Here is a 16,821-nt window from a genome sequence, read left to right as displayed (position 1 = left end):
TTGGCTGTGGAGAGGTTCAGGCCGGCGTCGACGCCGCGGTCACGGCGAGATCTGCGGGTGCGTTCTGGTGGGCGGCTTGCGCCGCGCGGTAGGCGAAGGCGATGATCGGCCCGAGGGTGGCGCCCCCGGCCCAGTAGGCCTGCGCCGACGCGGAAGCGACGCAGTTGCCGATCCCGAAGAGTCCAGGGATAGCGGAATCCTCGTCGTCGAGAACCCTGCCCTCCGTGTCGGTCTTGGGTCCGCCCTTGGTGTCCAGGGTCCCGCCGACGAGTAGCGCGGCGTGGTAGGGGCCGGTCTCGGTCAGTGGCCACATGGTCGGATTGGAACGGCCGGGCTCTTCCTTGACGGCGCCGTTGAACATCAGCTGGACGGGCTTCTCGCCACGATGGAAATCCTCGTCGACGCCCGTGCGGGCGAAACCGTTGAACCGCTCGATGGACGCCTCGAGGTTGGCCAGGAACTCGTCGTCGAGTTCGACTCCGCCGGTGTGTTCGCGATACTGCGCCAGACGCGCCGTGATGTTGTCCCGCAACTCTTCCAGGGTGTCGCCGTGAATGACATGGGAGTCGTCGGTGCCGGGTGGCGGGATCAAGCGCCCGTACTCGGTGTCGGCGCTGTGCTGTTGACTGCGGTCATCCCAGATCTGGATCATCACGAGGTTCGGGTATTCGGCGCGCTGCGCGTCCCACTCGAAGAATCGTTGCGCGAGTTCGTTGTACTGCAGTTTCTCGTTCATCGTCCGGTGTCCGTACTTGTTCACGAACAGCGTCGAATCGCCTGCGACGCAGAAGCTTCCGATGAGTGACACGGGATCGTGGACCGCCTTCTCCAGCGAGAGCGGACACATCCAGGCGTAGTTCATGCTTCGGGTCTGTGCCCCGGCGAACGCCGCGATCCGAACGAAGTCACCCTCGTTGGTGGTTGCCGCGCACCCCGGGAACAGCGGTGCCGAGAGGAAGTTGCGGCGCAACTCGGCGTCGTGGGTGAACCCGCCGGTGGCGAAGACGACTGCCTTGCGCGCCAGGACCGTCACGGTCTGGCCATCGGCGGTCGTGGCCTGGACACCGATCACGCGGCCGTCGTCGATGATGGTGCGTTGCACACGGTGTCCGACGCGGATGTCGACACCGTCACGCTCGGCGGCGGCCGTCATGCTCTCGATGCTGCGCAGGCCGCCGTCGGCCATGGTCTCCTTGGCATCGGCGTGGATGAGTACTCGGCCCTGGGGCGTCTTGTCCTCCTCGATCTCCGACCAATAGTCGTACGCGTCGGGCACATGCCGGTAGGGCAGTGCCCCCTTCTCCGCCAGTAGTTCCGCTGCCGGAGAAGCACTCTCGTAGATGGCGCGGTACGCCGCGTACTCGCTCGGCGGAACACCGAGAGTCGGGCTCGACGGATCGTAGAGCGTCGGCCGGGACAGCCGCGCCACAAACCGGAGGTAATCCTCCTCCCGGTCTTCGATGCCCGCCTCGCGCAACGGGCGGTTGTTCGGCACCCAGTACCAGAACGCGGCTTTGCGGGCGGTGCCGCCCAACTGGTCCGCCTTCTCGAGCAGGACGACGTCGTCTCCGTGCCATCGGCCGAACAGTGCCGCCGGCAGACCGCCACCACCGCCTCCGACGACGATGATGTCGGTCACGACGTCGGCGCGCGGAGTAGAGACGATCGGTGCGGCGGATTCGCGTCGAGCGGTGTGAGTGGTCATGGATTCACTTTCCTGTGGTGGCGGTGGCAGAGTGGAGGATTGCGTCGAGGGCGGTCCGCAGGGACTCGAGGGGTTCGTCGGTGAGACTGGCTGTACGCCAGGCGATATGGTGGTCGGGACGCACCAGTAGTGCTCCGTCGTAGCCGATCTCGCGCAGGCCGGTCCAGGTGCGGAGGGTGTCGCTGTATTCGCATCCGACGCCGACGTGGCGGACGGGCAGATCGATGCCGAGTTCGTCGGCGAGTTTCGCTGCGGCGTCTGCCCATTCCTGCCCGCCCTCGCCGACCAGTACGGTCAGCGCGCCGTGGCCGGTGATGTCCATCGTGGACACCTCGCCGGTGCCGTGCTGCAGCCAGGCGTGCGGCAGTCGCGCACCCGGGTGGGTGGTGGGGTGGTAGTAGAGTTCGGGGTCTCTTGTCGGTGTCGGCCACCCGGTCCCGTCGCCTACCACCGCCGACGATGAATAGTGTTGTCCCAGTTCAACTCCGTGTGCGTTGAACTGGTAGTTCTGCAGTTCGACGGCGGCGTCGAGTTCGCGCCGGCGCTCCTCACCGCGGACAGTTGGCGCGAAGATCTCCTCCAGAGTGCGCCAGCCGTCCTCCGAACTCTGACCGGGCTCGAAACCGAGCGCCTGGGAGATCGGCAGCATGTCGCGAACGCTCTGCATCGCGCGGTCGACGACCTGCTCGCCCACGGGCTGGCGTTCGGCGGTGTAGGTGTCGAGCAGTTCCGTACCGGCCCAGCCGTGCAACACAAACGACAGCTTCCAGGCCAGGTTGAAGGCGTCCTGCACCGAGGTGTTGGTGCCGAGCCCGTTGGCCGGCGGATGCCGGTGCGCGGCGTCCCCGGCGAGGAACACCCTTCCCTTGCTGAAGGTGTCAGCGATGACGTGGTTGATCTGCCACTTGCTGACGGACTTGATGCGGATGTCGATCGAGTCGTCGCCGATGGTCGTGCGGGCACGTTCGATCACCGCCGCCTCCGACGTGTCGGGTTCGCCTTCGGTCGGGTCGTACATACAGAGCAGCACCCATTCCGTCCACGGCTTCACACAGATCCAGGTGCCGCTGCCGACCCAATAGTCGTTGCCCGGCTGCGCCATCCAGTACAGCGTGCCGGGACGATGCGCGGTGTACTCGGTGAGATCGGCCTCGAGCCAGATGTTCATCGCCGCACCGAGTCCCATCTCGCCGCGCATCGGGAACTCCAGTTGCTCGGCGACGGTGGATCGTCCGCCGTCGGCGCCGATCAGATACTTTGCGCGAATCCGGTATTCGGCACCGGTGGTGCGTTCGCGGACGACGGCGTCGACGTGGTCGTCGGTCTGGCTGATCGACACGGCCTCGGTGTTGAACCGCAACTCGGCGCCGTTCTCGCGGGCGGCCTGCAGCAGGATCGGCTCGAGGATGTGCTGCGGGATGTTGCACATCTTGGTCGGGCTGGCCGCGGTGTAGTCGGCGAGCCGGAAAGTGCCGGAGCCCCACGACTTCAGACGGGCGATCTCGGTGCCGGCGAAACTGGTGGCCCAGACGTTGTTGCCCATGTACTCGTTGGGCACGGCCGCCGCGCGTACCCGATCTTCGATGCCGAGATCGCGGAAGACCTCCATCGACCCCTGGTTGGTGATGTGGGCGCGCGGGGAGTTGGCGGTGCCGGAGTAGCGGCTGACGGTGAGCGCGTTCACGCCGTACTTGGCGAGCAACGCCGCTGCGGTGAGACCGGCAGGACCGGCCCCGATGATCAGGACATCGGTGCTGATCGTTTCCATGACTGATCGACCTCCGTGGAAAGGGGAGAGGGTGATGGGAAGTGTTGTGGTGTAAGAGGGTTCAGCGGGCGCTGTGCGCGCCGGTCATCATGGCGGCGAGATCCTCGGGTGCGAGGAAACTGGGAGGTGGGGGTGGGCCCCAGTTGAACAGTCCGCGGGCGCCTTCGAGGTCCTCCGGCGTCCACAGTTCGTCCTCGGGGATGCAGTCCATGTCCGCGTAGTACTCCGAGAAGTTGCCGGCCGGATCCTTGAGATACCAGAAGAAGTTCGAGCCGGCGTGGTGGCGGCCGAGACCCCAGACGTGGCGTTCGGGGTTGCCCTCCAACATCGCGTGGGCACCGCGTCCGACGTCGTCGATGTCGTCGACCTGCCACGACGTGTGATGCAGATAGTTGACGGGCGCCTGCAGCACCAGGATGTTGTGGTGGTCGGTGGAGCAGCGCAGGAACGAGCCGTGTCCCTTGATGTGATCGCTGACCCGGAAGCCGAGGCCGTCGACGAAGAATCGCCGGGTCACCTCGTAGTCGGTCGAGCCGATCACCGCGTGTCCGAGTTTGCGGGGCGTGATCGGGGTGTCCCGCAGCACGCCCGGTGCCCGCCCGATGCGGTCGACTCGGCCCGGACCGTTGTACGGCGTGGGTTCGGTCCGTTCCTGGACGATCCGCGGAAGCACCTTCACCGTCGCACGGATGTTGGCCACCGGCTCTTCGGCGATGACGGCATCGCCTTCGCGTCGGGCGAGAAATCCCTGGGCTTGCAACTCGTGGTCGATGCGGTCGATGTCATCGAGATCGTCGGCGCCCACCACGAGTTCGAGAAGCCGGCGGGTGGGTGCGGCGACGATGCGTAACTGGTCGCCGCCGTCACGGGTGGACAGCCATCCGTCGTTGCCGGTGGTCAGGCCGAACTCGCTGTAATAGTCACGTGTTTCGTCGACGTTGGGGACGCCGATGGTGACCGAGGCCAGTCGATGCAGTGACATGGGATCACTTGTCCCGCTTGTCGGCGGCGACGAAGCGCTGCTCGATGGTGCCGATCCCGGCGATCCGGGAGTTGAGCACGTCGCCGTCGGTGAGGAAGCGTTGCGGAGTGCGTCCGAGGCCGACACCGGAGGGTGTTCCGGTGAAGATCACGTCACCCGGCAGCAGCGGAGTGATAGACGAGAGGTACGAGACCAATTGCGGCACCGAGAAGATCATCTCCGAGGTGCGTCCCTTCTGGACCTGTTCGCCGTTGATGGAGCAGCCCAGTTCGATGTCGTCGCGGTCGGTCAGTTCGTCGGGGCTCACCACCACCGGTCCCATCGGCGAGAACTTCGGATAGGACTTGCCCAGGCCGAACTGTGGTGGGGTGGCATTGAATTGCGTGGCCCGTTCGGAGATGTCCTGTCCGACGGTGAGTCCGGCGACGTAGTCCCAGCCCTCGGATTCCGGGACCCGGTGGGCGTGACGGCCGATGACCGCGACCAGCTCGACCTCCCAGTCGACCTTCGGCCCGGGGAGTTCGACGGTCTCGTCCGGGCCGGCCAGTGAGGTGCGGTACTTGGTGAAAACCGGCGGGAGATCGGGGATTTCGTACTTGGACTCGGCGGCGTGCTCGGCGTAGTTCAGCCCTATTGCGAATACCTGCCGCGGTTCGGGGATCGGATTCTCCACCGCCGACGCATCGATCGCGCTGCCCTCTGCGGGAGTCGCCGATGCGGCCCACTCGGCGAAGGCCGCCCAGTTGTCGTAGATCGCCATCGGGTCGGGTCCGAATCGGCCGCCGCTTGCCGTGGCCACGTCGACGCCGTGTTCGATCGCCTCGTCGACCAAGAGGGTTCGGCCCTCGATGACTGCCAATCGCATTGCTTCTCCTTCGTTCTGACGTGACCGCGGTCACGTGCTCTGACTCATGTCTACGCCGACACATTCGGCAAAGCAATAGATTTTCGAAAATAATTCCCATACGCGTAAATCGGCCGGTTTTACGCTAGGGTGCACACATGAAGGTCGATCAGCGAAAGCGCACGCGCAGCGACTCTGTCTACGAGTGGCTGCGCGCGGGAATCCTCAGTGGACGGTTCCTGCCCGGGACGCGGCTGAAGTTCTCCGAGCTCGCCGCCGAGTGCGACGCGAGCATGAGCGTGATTCGTGAGTCGTTGACCAGGCTGGCCGCGGAAGGCCTGGTGACCACCGAGCCCAACATCGGCTTCACCGTCACCGACATCTCGACCGATCGGTTGCTCGAACTGACCGACGCGCGTCTCGAGCTGGAGGGATTGGTGTTCGCGCGCGCCATCCGCGACGGCGATCTGGCCTGGGAATCGCACGTGGTGGCCGCGCATCACCGGATGGAGGGAACCCCGTTCCTCACCGGCTCGGAGCCGGTTCGCATCACCGAGGAGTGGGCACGGGCGCACGCCGATTTTCATCGTGCACTGCTCGAGGGCTGCGCGAACCGCCGGCTGTTCCACATGGCGAACGGCCTGCGCGACGAGGCCGAACTGTATCGGCGGTGGTCGCAGCAGTTGGGTAGCGAGAAGGACCGCGACCTCGCCGCCGAGCATCGTCGGATCATGGAACTCGCGCTCGCTCGCGACGCTGATGGTGCCGTCGAGGCGCTGCGCGAGCACATCGCGCACACCACTCGGCTGCTCGTGGAGGTGGGGGAGGCGATACATGCAGCCGACGTTGCCGAGCCGAAGGCCAAGCACGTTGGCTGACGCGCGATGCATCGGGCTGATGCCGGCGTCCGCTCTTGCTCGTCTACCTGCCTTCGCGCGGAGTTTCCGCTGAGTAAGGCTTACTCATCCCATGAGTAAGAGGCTCCAGGTTGTGCTCGACGATGCCGAGCCCGCCGAAATCGAATCAGTCGCCCAGCGGCAGGGTGAGACCGTGTCGCAGTGGGTGCGGGCGGCCTTGCGCGAGGCGCGTGCGCAGCAGCCCCGCACTCCATCCGAACCGCGACCGAGCCCGCGACGTCTTGGACCAATTGATCCTCAGCGAGACCAGGCTGGTTGCTGATGCAGAGGTGTATCAGGAGGTGCTGCGCCGATATGCCGCGATCGATCGGCGGGGGGCGATCGAACCTGCATGCACCGCTCTCGACGAACTCATCGACGATGTTTCAGTATCGGCCGTGACGAAATCGAAACCGCCGGGTCGCTTGTGCTCGACGGCGCCGGCGCTTTCCACGTCGCGACTATGCGCGCCAACGACATAACGCGCATCCTCACCTTCGATCGCGGCTTCGACCGGTTCGACGGTGTGGACCGGTTGCACTGAGTCACAGCTTTGCGAGGTACTCCTCGACCTTGTCGGCAACCACCAACGCCGACAACGTGAATCGGAGTTGCGCGGCGATGTAGCGGTCCAGGTCATAGCCGGCATCTGATCGGCCCGCTCGCTGCGCTCCCGGCGCCGGCGCGAAATGCCAATGCTTGAGCGCCCACCCGTGCGCCAGCATCATCAGGTCGAACACCACCAGATCGATGTCGACGTCGTTCATCAGTCCCGCCTCGACGCCTGCGTCGATCGCCTCGCGCATCGGGGCCGACGTCTCCACCTCGAGTTCCTTGATGCGGTCGCGCCCGGCAGCGTCCAACGTCCGACTCTCGCGGTAGGTGAGCACCACTGCGTCACGGTTCTGGTCGACGATGGTGGTGTATTGCCTGAACCCGGCGACCAGGCGCATCACCGGGTCGTCGCCCGCCACGTCCATGGCGGGCTGCAGCTGGTCGCGGAACTTTTCCAGGATGTCCACGATCGCCGCCAGGAGGATGTCCTCCTTGCTGCCGAAGTACTTGTAGAACAGGCCCACGCTGACCTGCGCCTCGTCGGCCAGCGCCTGCATCGACATCGAGTGAAAGCCGGTGCGGCCCATCACCGTGACCGCGGCATCGAGAAGCTGCCGTCGCCGCGACGACGCGCGGACGGCCCGCACGGCCGCCTGAACGTCGTCGGATGTCGTGGTCATGCCTGCAATCCTCTCAGATGCCCAGATCCTTGGCGATGATCGTCTTCATGATCTCGGTGGTGCCGCCGTAGATCGACTGGATGCGGGCGTCGACGAACGCCTGCGACACCGGGTATTCACGCATGTAGCCGTAGCCGCCGTGCAGCTGAAGACACCGGTTGGCGGTGCTGAACTGCAGCTCGGTGGCCCACCACTTGAGCTTGGCCGCGCGCGCCGGGGTGAGCTTGCCCGCGACGTGCTCGGCGATGCAGTCGTCGAGGAAGGTGCGGGCGATGTCGAGTTCGGTGGCCAGTTCCGCGAGGACGAACTGGGTGTTCTGGAACGACGAGATCGGGGACCCGAATGCGGTGCGCTCCTTCACATATTCCAGCGTCTTGGCAAAGGTGCCCTCGGCTGCGGCCACCGCGCCGATCGCCAGCGACAGCCGCTCCTGCGGCAGGTTGTGCACCAGTTGGTAGAAGCCCTGACCTTCCTCGCCGAGCCGGTTCGCGACGGGCACCCGCATGTCGGTGAACGACAGCTCGCTGGTGTCCTGGGCGTGCAGGCCGATCTTGTCGAGGTTGCGGCCGCGTTCGAAGCCGGGGGTGTCGGCTTCGACGACGAGCAGCGTCAGCCCCTTGTGCTTGTCGGGGCTGGTGCGGGTGGCGACGACGAACAGATCGCCGTTGCGGCCGTTGGAGATAAAGGTCTTGGAGCCGTTGACGACGTAGTGGTCGCCGTCGAGGACCGCGGAGGTGCGGATGCCGGTGAGGTCGCTGCCGGTGCCCGGCTCGGTCATCGCGATCCCGAGCACGGTGTCACCCGCCACGACACCCGGGAGCCAACGCGCCTTCTGTTCCTCGTTCGTCATCTCGACGAGGTAGGGCAGCACGACGTCGTTCTGCAGCGAGAATGCGATGGCCTCGGCTGCCGCACCGGTTTTCGCGGTCTCCTCGATGACGATGGCGTTGTAGCGGAAGTCGTCGACGCCGGGCCCGCCGTGTTCCTCGGGGACCGGGAACCCGAGCAGCCCGTTCTTGCCGGCCTCGGTGAACAGGCTGCGATCCCACTGCCCGGCCTGCTCCCAGTTCTCGTGCTGCGGGGTGATCTGCTCGGCGACGAACTTGGCGACGGTCTCGCGGAAGTGCTTGTGTTCGATGTCGTGGGTGAGGGAAGTCATGATTCTCCTTGTTGAGTCGGGGGTTTGCTCCCGCTGATCGAGTAGCCCGGAGAGCTAGCGGAGGGCGTATCGAGATCTCGCGGCCCCTTCGTCGCCGCTACTCGACCATCGGGACGGGCGCCGCCCCCGCTGGTCGAGTAGCCTCCGAGCCGCTAGGCGAGGGGGCGTATCGAGACCACTCCCGCCGGCAGCAGACAAGAGGTCACCGGAACGCACTCTCACCCGTGAACGCCTGCCCGAGCACCAACTGGTGCATCTCCGGCGTGCCCTCATAGGTGAGCACCGATTCCAGGTTGACCATGTGCCGGATCACCGGGAACTCCAGCGAAATTCCGTTGCCGCCCAGGATCGTTCGTGCGGTCCGGCAGATCTCGATCGCTTCGCGGGTGTTGTTGAGCTTGCCGAAGCTGACCTGATCGGGGCGCAGACCGACGGTGTCCTTCAGCCGGCCGAGGTGCTGGGCGAGCAGTGTGCCCTTGTTCAGTTCGACGGCCATGTCGGCGAGTTTGGCCTGCGTCATCTGGAATCCGGCGAGCGGACGGCCGAACTGGGTGCGCTGCATCGAATACTGCCGCGCGGCTTCCCATGCGGAGCGGGCCGCACCCATGGCGCCCCACAGGATTCCGTAGCGGGCCTCCGACAGACTCGACAGCGGCGCTTTGATGCCGGTGCCCTTGGTGAGGTCGTCGGTGCCCGGCATCAGGGCGTCGGCGGGCAGCCGGACACCTTCGAGGACGATCTCGCCGGTGGTCGAGGCCCGCAGGGAGAGTTTGTGTTTGATCTCCGGGGTGGACACGCCGGGGGTGTCGGTGGGCACGATGAAGCCGCGCACACCGGTGGAGCCGTCGTCGAGTTCGGTCTTGGCCCACACGACGGCGACGTCGGAGATGGGGGAGTTGGTGATCCACATCTTGCGGCCGTCGAGGATGTAGTCCGAACCGTCCTTGCGGGCGCGGGTTTTCATCGACGCGGGGTCGCTGCCGGCGTCGGGTTCGGTGAGGCCGAAGCAGCCGATGGTGGTGCCCTCGGCCATCGACGGCAGCCACTGCTGCTTCTGCTCTTCGGAACCGTTGTTGTAGATGGAGTACATCGCCAGCGAGCCCTGCACCGACACCATGGAGCGGATGCCGGAGTCGCTGGCCTCCAACTCGAGGCAGGCCAGGCCGTAGTGCACCGCACTCGATCCGCCGCAGCCGTAGCCCTCGAGGTGCATGCCGAGCACGCCGAGGTCGCCGAACTGTTTCATCAGGTCGCGGGCGATCGGGATGCCGCCGGCTTCGAACCATTCCCCGATGTAGGGGGTGACGTGCTCGTCGAGAAAGCCGCGGACCGAATCACGAACGGCCAGTTCGTCGTCGGAGTAGCCGAGATCGAGGTTCAGCGGGTCGAGAGCAGAGAACTTGGGTGCAGAGGTGATGGTGGACATCGAACTTCCTTTTGGTGTTTCGGCCTAGCTCGAAGCGGTGGTGGTGGTCTTCGGGGCGTTGAACTGGCCGGCGGCCACCTCGGCAGCGGCGCTCTCGGTTGCCTTGTAGTGCAACTTCTTTCCGGTCGCCGACACCGGGAGGGAGTCGACGATGCGGTAGGCGCGGGGACGTTTGAACTGCGAGAGCATCGGATGGGTGCGGCAGTAGTCGTCGAGTTGTTCGGCGGTGGGGGAAGCACCCTCGGCCGCCAGCACATACGCGACCACCCGCTGACCCCACCGGTCGTCGGGCACACCGACGACCAGCGAGTCGGCGACGTCGGGATGTCCGTTGAGCGCCTCCTCGACCTGCACCGGATGCACGTTCTCGCCACCGGAGATCAGCATGTCGTCCTTGCGGCCGACGATGGTCACGAACTCCTGCGCATCCCAGGTGGCCAGATCGCCGATGTGCAACCAGGAGCCGTTGTACTTCGCTTTCTCCTGTTGCGGCGAATCATAGTAGGCGGCAGCGCACTTGGGGGATCGGATGATCACCTCGCCGACCTCGGAGCCGTCGCGGGCGACGATCTCGTCCGGACTGGCGAGATGGCCGTCGTCGTGCACGGTGACCACGCGGACGTCGTCGTCGATGCAGGCGCGGCCGGCGGTGCCGGCGCGGTCGGGCAGGTCGGTGGGGCGCAGGAAGGTGTTCCAGAAGCCCTCGGTGCTGCCGTAGCCGTTGAAGATCCGCGGGGTGAGCACCTCCTGGTAGCGAAGCGCGGCCTCGCGTTCCAGGGGAGCCCCCATCGTCACGATGCCCTTGAGGCTGGACAGATCGCGTGGTTTTGCCTGCTGGGCATTGGCCAGCATCGCCAGGTTGGTCGGTGCGCCGATCAGGAAGTTGAGGCGGTAACGCTCCACCCAGTCCAGGGTCAGTTCCGGGTCGAAGGTCCGCATCGGCACAAGCGACGACCCGAGGTAGAACGTCGGGTTCGGTCCGGCGCAATACAATCCGCCGCGATGGAACCACGGGGTCATGTTCAGGGTCCGGTCTTCCGGCGAGAGCGGGAAGTGCATGATGACGTCGTGCGCGGAGAAGATCTCGATCGCGCTGTTCATCGGCACGGCCTTCGGCATGCCGGTCGTGCCGGAGGTGTACAGGCGGGTGGTCTCATCGAACACGCCGCGGGTGACCGTCGGCGGATTGGGCTCGGAGGTAGCGAGTTCGGCGAACCGCAGCGACGTCTGCGCCTCGATCAGCTCGCCGTCGCCGACTCCGATCAACACCTCGGGGGTGTGGTCGGAGATCTCGATGGCCTGCCGGACCATGTCGGCGAGGTCGGTCTCATAGACGTAGACCTTGGGTCGGCTCACGTCGAGGATCACCGCGGTCTCGCCGGCCGCCAGCCGGAAGTTGACCGGGGAACCGACCGCGCCCGCCGCCTGCGTGGCGAGATACAGCTGGGCGAACTCGGGTCCGTTGAGCAGCTGGTAGGCGACGACATCGCCGTCTGCGACACCCAACTCGACCAGCCCGGTGGCGATCCGGTCGACCGTGTCGCCCAGTTGCGCGTAGGTCCACTCGGTGTCGGTGATCGGGTCGATCATCGCGACCTGCTCGGCGTACCGATGGGTGTTGCGACGAAAACCGTTGAGGTAGGTGAACTCGTTCTCGAAGAAGGTGCGGTACTGGTGGGCGTCGTAGACGTAGGTCATGGCATTCTCACCCGGCCATGGTGAGGCCGCCGCTGACGCTGATCACCTGTCCGGTGATGAACGACGCTGCGGGAGAGGCGAAGAACAGGACCGGCGCGGCGACCTCGTCCGGGCGGGCGAGACGACGGAACGGAATCGCCTTGGTCAGAGCAGCTTTCAGCTTCTCGTCCTGCGCCTGGAACAGCGGGGTGTCGGTGGGGCCGGGGCACACCGCGTTGACGGTGATCTGGTAGCGCGCCATCTCGCGGGCCAGCGACTTCGACAGGGCGATCACGCCGCCCTTGGCGCCGGCGTAGATGCTCTCGCCGGAGCTGCCGACGCGACCGGCGTCGGAGGCGAGGTTGACGACGCGCCCGCCGGCCCAGTCGTCGCCCTTTGCCGCCTCGACCATCCCGGGCAGGAACGCGCTACAGATGTGCACCGGCCCGAGGTAGTTGATGGCGACCACCTTCTCGGCGAATTCGGTTGTCGCGTTGAGGAACTGGTCGGTACGATCCCAGCCGGCGGCGTTGACGACGATGTTCGGGACCCCGACCTCGGCGTTCACGGCCTCACGCAGGGCGTCGACTGTGGCGCGGTCGGCGACGTCGACACTCATCGGGACGATGTTGGCGCTTTCCTCGGCGGTCTGCTTGGCGGCGTCGAGGTTGAGGTCGGCGGCGATGACCGTGGTGCCCTGCGCGGCAAAGGCGAGGGCGATGGCCTTGCCGATGCCCGATCCGGCTCCGGTGACGACGGCGATGTCTTTGGTGCTCATGGGTTTTGGTGTCCGTTCCTTGGGTGACGTGACGGGGCTTCGGCTCAGGCGCCGACGTACTTGTTGAACTCGGGCATCCGCTTCTCGGCGAAAGCCGTTGCGCCCTCGAGGCCTTCGGGGGAGTGGGTGAACAGATCCAGTGAGCTCATCGCCAGGTTGGACAGGCCGGCCTGGTGGTCGGTGTCGGCGTTGAAGCTCTGCTTGAGGAAGCGGATGGCGGTCGGTGACTTCTCGGCGATCTCGGCGGCGACCTTCTTCGCCTCGTCGAGCAGGTCGGCGGCCGGGACGACCCAGTTGACCAGGCCCCAGCGCTCGGCGGTCTCGGCGTCGTACTGGCGGCACAGGTACCAGATCTCCCGGGCACGCTTCTCGCCGACGATGCGGGCGAGGAAGGCCGAGCCGAAGCCGGCGTCGTAGGAGCCGACCTTGGGGCCGGACTGGCCGAAGCGGGCGGTGTCGGCGGCGATGGTCAGGTCGCAGAGAACGTGCAGCACGTGTCCGCCGCCGATGGCGAGGCCGTTGACCGCGGCGATGACCGGCTTGGGGATGTCGCGGATGGTCTTGTGCAGGTTCCCGATCTCGAACATGCCGCTCTCCGACGGCCCGTAGTCGCCGGTCTCGGCGCGCTGTTTGACGTCGCCGCCGGTGCAGAATGCCTTCTCGCCGGCGCCGGTCAGGATGACGGCCTGTACATTCTTGTCGGCCCACGCACGACGGAACGCGTTGATCATCTCCTCCACGGTCTTGGCGCGAAAAGCGTTGTAGCGCTGCGGGCGATTCATGGTGATGATCGCGGTCGGGCCCTCGACGGTGTACTCGATGTCCTCGTAGTTCATCTGCTTCTCGACTCCTCGCTTGGTGATGACGTGGCGGCAGTGTGTGACCGCCTCTTCATGATGAATGAATGTACATTCACCGGAGATGGCGTGTCAAGGGTCACAGGAAATCGGGTTGTTGTTGTGAGATCCACGTGTAAACCCGATTTGTCCAAGTGTTGACGGCGGGCTGCGCGCGTCGCTGTATACCACCCCCTGAGGCCCGACTACATGCCCTCAGCGGGAGGTGCACTTCGAACCATCTTGTGGGACAGCAGCGTTCGATGAGTAGACGATGACACATACGGGGACGTTGTAAGCGGTACCCCATCGATGCGGGCCACTCGGGCCGATGGCGGCTTACAGCTTGCTGTGACTATGGACACCATCGATGAAGTGTTGTATTGTCGACAAGAGAACAACACGACCTCGACTTAGGAGTTCCCATGGGCGACCTACTCGCCGGCAAAACCGTCATCATCACCGGAGCGGGCGGCGGCATCGGTCTTGACACCGCGCTGCACCTGCACGACGAGGGGGCGCAGGTCGTCGCGACGGTGCACTCGGAATCCGGCCTCGGGAAGCTCGAGGTCGGCAGTGACCGCCTCGTCGGCAAGGTCGTCGACGTCACCGACGAACAGCAGGTCAAGGATCTCATCGCGTTCACCGTCGAGAAGTTCGGCAAGCTCGACGGCATCGTGAACAACGCCGGCGTACTCAAGCCCGGCACCGTCCTCGACGCCTCGGTCGAGGACTTCCAGCACACCTTCGACGTCAACGTCAAGGGCGTCTTCCTCGGCACCAAGTATGCCATTCCGGAGCTGCTGAAGGTCGGCGGCGGGTCGATCGTCAACTTCGGATCGATCAATTCCATTGGTGCAGAAAAGATGCTGACCACCTACACGGCCAGCAAGGGCGCGGTGCTGACGCTGTCGAAGGCCGTCGCGCTCGACTTCGGTGCGCAGGGCATCCGCGTCAATACCTTGTGCCCGGGGTTCGTCGACACCCCGCTGAACGTGCCGCACTACACCGCACTCGGCGGTCGCGAAGAGCTCGAGGCCGGCCTGCCCGACTTCCAGCCGATCGGCCGCGCCATCCTGCCGATCGAGATCGCACACTCCGTCGCCTTCCTGCTGTCAGACCACTCGACGGCCATCACCGGCACCGCGTTCGTCGTCGACGGCGGCGTGCTCGCCGGAGCGTGATTCTTCGGGGGCGGCCGATGTCGTCGTTCGGCCGCCCCCGGACCCACCACGCGTCGTAAGGTCGCGGTGGGACCCGGAACAGTCTGACCAACACTCATACAGCCCAAGAGAAATGAGTACTCCCATGGCCGCAGATCATTCACTGGCCACCGCGCCCGTCGAGGTCACCGACGACCCGGTCGACGTCGTGGTCGTCGGCGCCGGACCGTCCGGGGCCGTCGTGACCCATACCGCGGCGACCGCCGGTCTCAACGTTGTTTGCCTGGAGCAGGGGGACTGGGTGAACCCGAGCGACTTCCCGGCCAATCAGCCCGAGTGGGAGTTGCTGATCCAGCATGACTGGGCGCATGACCCCAATGTCCGTGCGCTGCCGTCGGATTACCCCGTCGACGTCACCGACTCGGACATGTGGCCAGTGATGTTCAACGCGGTCGGCGGCAGCTCGATCTATTACGGCGCCGAGTGGCCGCGACTGCTGCCGTCGGACTTCCGGGTCAAGACGCTCGACGGCGTCGCCGACGACTGGCCCATCTCTTACAACGACCTCAAGCCCTACCACGACGAGGTCGACGAGTTCATCGGCGTGTCCGGTCTCGACGGCGACACCGCCTACCCCGACGGCCTCGAATATCCGCTCCCGCCACAGCCATTGGGTAAACCGGGTATGAAAGCCGTAGAGGGCGCCAACAAACTCGGCTGGCACTGGTGGCCGGGTACCAACGCGATCCCGAGCCAGAAGAACAAGAACCTCGAACAATGCGGCCGCTGGGGCGTCTGCGAATGGGGCTGTCCGCAGGGCGCCAAGGCCTCCTTCGACCTCATCTACATGCCGCAGGCCCAACAGGCCGGCGCCCGCATCGAAACCGGCGCGCGCGTCCGCAAGGTTGTCACCGACGACGCCGGCAACGCCTCCGGCGTGGAGTGGATCGACCGAAACGGTGTCGTGCACCTGCAGCCGGCCAAGTCGGTCGTGCTGTGCGCCAACGGCATCGGCACGCCGCGCCTGCTGCTCATGTCAGCCGACGAAGCACATCCCGACGGCCTGGCGAACAGTTCCGGGCTCGTCGGTCGCAACCTCATGCTGCACCCCAACTGCACCGCCCTGGGCTACTACGACGACGAACTCGAGAGCTGGCGCGGCCCGGCCGGACAGCTGATCCACTCCATGGAGTTCTACGAGACCGACAAGTCACGCGGCTTCGTCCGCGGCGCCAAGATGCACGCACTCCCGACACCAGGGCCACTCAACGCCATCGAGGCACACCGCGACGACCTCGACTTCGACGAACTGTGGGGCGAATCCGTCCATGACGTCGCCCGCTCGGCGTCGCGTGGCGTGCTGTGGGCGGCCAACACCGAAGACCTGCCCGAGGAACACAACCGGGTGACGCTCTCGCCCGACCAGCTGGACTCCGACGGATTGCCGGCACCGAAGGTCGAGTACACGGTCAGTGAGAACACGTGGAAAGTCCTGCGCTTCACCGTCGATCGGATGGTCGAGGCGCACCAGGCGGCCGGCGCCACCCGTATCATCACCCAGGAACTCTGGGTGGACCAGCCAGGCCACCTGCTGGGCACCGCGCGGATGGGCGACGACCCCGACACCTCGGTCGTCGACTCCTACGGCCGCGCGCACGACGTGCCCAACCTGCGCATCGCCGACGGCAGCATCTTCGTCACCTCAGGATCGGCCAACCCCACCTGCACGATCACCGCACTCGCACTGCGAGTCGGCAAACAACTCGTCGAGGATCTCCAGAAGGCGAAGTCATGACCACCACACCACTCAACCTCACCGGGACCACCACGGATCAGCGGCTGTCGGTCCCGCCCCGCCACCCGCGCCCGCCGCGCCCGCTCAACTCCGACGAGCTGGCCACCCTGCTGCGGATCGCCGACACCCTGATCCCGGCGTCGGGGGACAATCCCGCAGCGAGCCAGGCCGTGGACTTCCTGCGCTACCTCGATCTCGCGCTTGCCGCCCGCGCGGACGTGTTCGAACTGATCCTCGACGCGATCACCCGGCTGTCCGAGGTCGCCGACCCCGAGATGCGGGCCGCACTCAAGCAGATGTGGGCCGAGGACAAGGCGACGTTCGACCCGCTCTCCAGCATCCTGGCCGGTGCCTACTTCATGACACCACAGGTCAAGGCGCTGATCGGGCAGCCCGGTCCGCATCGGGATCCGGCCGGCTTCGAGGACGCCGCCAACGAACTCGAGACCGGCATCCTAGACCCGGTGCTCGAACGCGGCAGCATCTACGTGTCGGCGGCAGGGGAGTAGTTCACGCTGTCGTACTGTCTACAAGACGGCAATTCTGGTTTACTCGGT

15 protein-coding genes are annotated in these 16,821 nt (G+C 65.8%); 4 read left to right on the top strand and 11 right to left on the bottom strand.

Annotation, left to right across the window (positions count from 1 at the left end; translation table 11 throughout):
* Positions 1–16 precede the first annotated feature (16 nt).
* From ACWDTI_RS10545 to ACWDTI_RS10530, 4 genes are all read right to left on the bottom strand, one after another.
* Entirely contained in the window at positions 17–1,705 is a 1,689-nt protein-coding gene (locus tag ACWDTI_RS10545) for an FAD-dependent oxidoreductase (protein ID WP_449738015.1), read from the bottom strand.
* 4 nt (positions 1,706–1,709) lie between these two features.
* A complete protein-coding gene (locus ACWDTI_RS10540) occupies positions 1,710–3,473 on the bottom strand; it encodes an FAD-dependent monooxygenase (protein ID WP_449738014.1) in 1,764 nt (587 codons plus the stop codon).
* A gap of 61 nt (positions 3,474–3,534) precedes the next feature.
* Positions 3,535–4,455, bottom strand: a complete 921-nt coding sequence (locus ACWDTI_RS10535; RefSeq protein ID WP_449738013.1) for a VOC family protein — start codon at positions 4,453–4,455, stop codon at positions 3,535–3,537.
* Positions 4,456–4,459: 4 nt separating this feature from the next.
* On the bottom strand, positions 4,460–5,320 hold the full coding sequence (locus ACWDTI_RS10530; RefSeq protein WP_449738012.1) for a fumarylacetoacetate hydrolase family protein: 861 nt from the start codon (positions 5,318–5,320) through the stop codon (positions 4,460–4,462).
* Positions 5,321–5,457: 137 nt separating this feature from the next.
* Between ACWDTI_RS10530 and ACWDTI_RS10525 the strand changes: the two genes are divergently transcribed.
* Positions 5,458–6,177: a GntR family transcriptional regulator gene (locus tag ACWDTI_RS10525; RefSeq protein WP_449738011.1), complete on the top strand. Its 720-nt coding sequence runs from the start codon at positions 5,458–5,460 to the stop codon at positions 6,175–6,177.
* Positions 6,178–6,490: 313 nt separating this feature from the next.
* Here ACWDTI_RS10525 and ACWDTI_RS10520 read toward each other — a convergent pair whose 3' ends face one another.
* The 7 genes from ACWDTI_RS10520 to ACWDTI_RS10490 form a co-directional block, all read right to left on the bottom strand.
* On the bottom strand, positions 6,491–6,736 hold the full coding sequence (locus ACWDTI_RS10520; protein WP_449738010.1) for a hypothetical protein: 246 nt from the start codon (positions 6,734–6,736) through the stop codon (positions 6,491–6,493).
* 4 nt (positions 6,737–6,740) lie between these two features.
* On the bottom strand, positions 6,741–7,430 hold the full coding sequence (locus tag ACWDTI_RS10515; protein WP_449738009.1) for a TetR/AcrR family transcriptional regulator: 690 nt from the start codon (positions 7,428–7,430) through the stop codon (positions 6,741–6,743).
* Between the two features lie 13 nt (positions 7,431–7,443).
* The gene (locus ACWDTI_RS10510) at positions 7,444–8,589 is read right to left on the bottom strand and encodes an acyl-CoA dehydrogenase family protein (RefSeq protein WP_449738008.1); all 1,146 of its coding nucleotides are present in this window, start codon (positions 8,587–8,589) and stop codon (positions 7,444–7,446) included.
* 202 nt (positions 8,590–8,791) lie between these two features.
* Positions 8,792–10,015 carry an acyl-CoA dehydrogenase family protein gene (locus ACWDTI_RS10505; protein ID WP_449738007.1) on the bottom strand — a complete coding sequence of 408 codons (1,224 nt, stop codon included), beginning with the start codon at positions 10,013–10,015 and terminating at the stop codon, positions 8,792–8,794.
* A gap of 24 nt (positions 10,016–10,039) precedes the next feature.
* Positions 10,040–11,713, bottom strand: a complete 1,674-nt coding sequence (locus ACWDTI_RS10500; protein WP_449738006.1) for a class I adenylate-forming enzyme family protein — start codon at positions 11,711–11,713, stop codon at positions 10,040–10,042.
* A 7-nt stretch (positions 11,714–11,720) separates the two neighbouring features.
* Positions 11,721–12,470 carry an SDR family NAD(P)-dependent oxidoreductase gene (locus ACWDTI_RS10495; RefSeq protein ID WP_449738005.1) on the bottom strand — a complete coding sequence of 250 codons (750 nt, stop codon included), beginning with the start codon at positions 12,468–12,470 and terminating at the stop codon, positions 11,721–11,723.
* A 44-nt stretch (positions 12,471–12,514) separates the two neighbouring features.
* Positions 12,515–13,306: an enoyl-CoA hydratase-related protein gene (locus ACWDTI_RS10490; RefSeq protein WP_449738004.1), complete on the bottom strand. Its 792-nt coding sequence runs from the start codon at positions 13,304–13,306 to the stop codon at positions 12,515–12,517.
* A 425-nt stretch (positions 13,307–13,731) separates the two neighbouring features.
* Here ACWDTI_RS10490 and ACWDTI_RS10485 point away from each other — a divergent pair, with 425 nt between their 5' ends.
* The 3 genes from ACWDTI_RS10485 to ACWDTI_RS10475 all read left to right on the top strand — a co-directional run bounded on the left by ACWDTI_RS10485 (position 13,732) and on the right by ACWDTI_RS10475 (position 16,773).
* A complete protein-coding gene (locus tag ACWDTI_RS10485; protein WP_449738003.1) occupies positions 13,732–14,490 on the top strand; it encodes an SDR family NAD(P)-dependent oxidoreductase in 759 nt (252 codons plus the stop codon).
* Positions 14,491–14,614: 124 nt separating this feature from the next.
* Positions 14,615–16,264: a GMC family oxidoreductase gene (locus tag ACWDTI_RS10480; protein WP_449738002.1), complete on the top strand. Its 1,650-nt coding sequence runs from the start codon at positions 14,615–14,617 to the stop codon at positions 16,262–16,264.
* Positions 16,261–16,773, top strand: coding sequence for a hypothetical protein (locus tag ACWDTI_RS10475; protein ID WP_449738001.1), 513 nt, complete (start codon positions 16,261–16,263; stop codon positions 16,771–16,773). Before ACWDTI_RS10480 ends, ACWDTI_RS10475 begins: the two co-directional genes overlap by 4 nt.
* The last annotated feature ends 48 nt before the right edge of the window (positions 16,774–16,821 follow it).

It is taken from the genome of Gordonia sp. NPDC003424 (assembly GCF_053588655.1).
The sequence above is the reverse complement of the archived record's forward strand: the minus strand, read 5'-3'. Positions and strand labels throughout refer to the sequence as shown.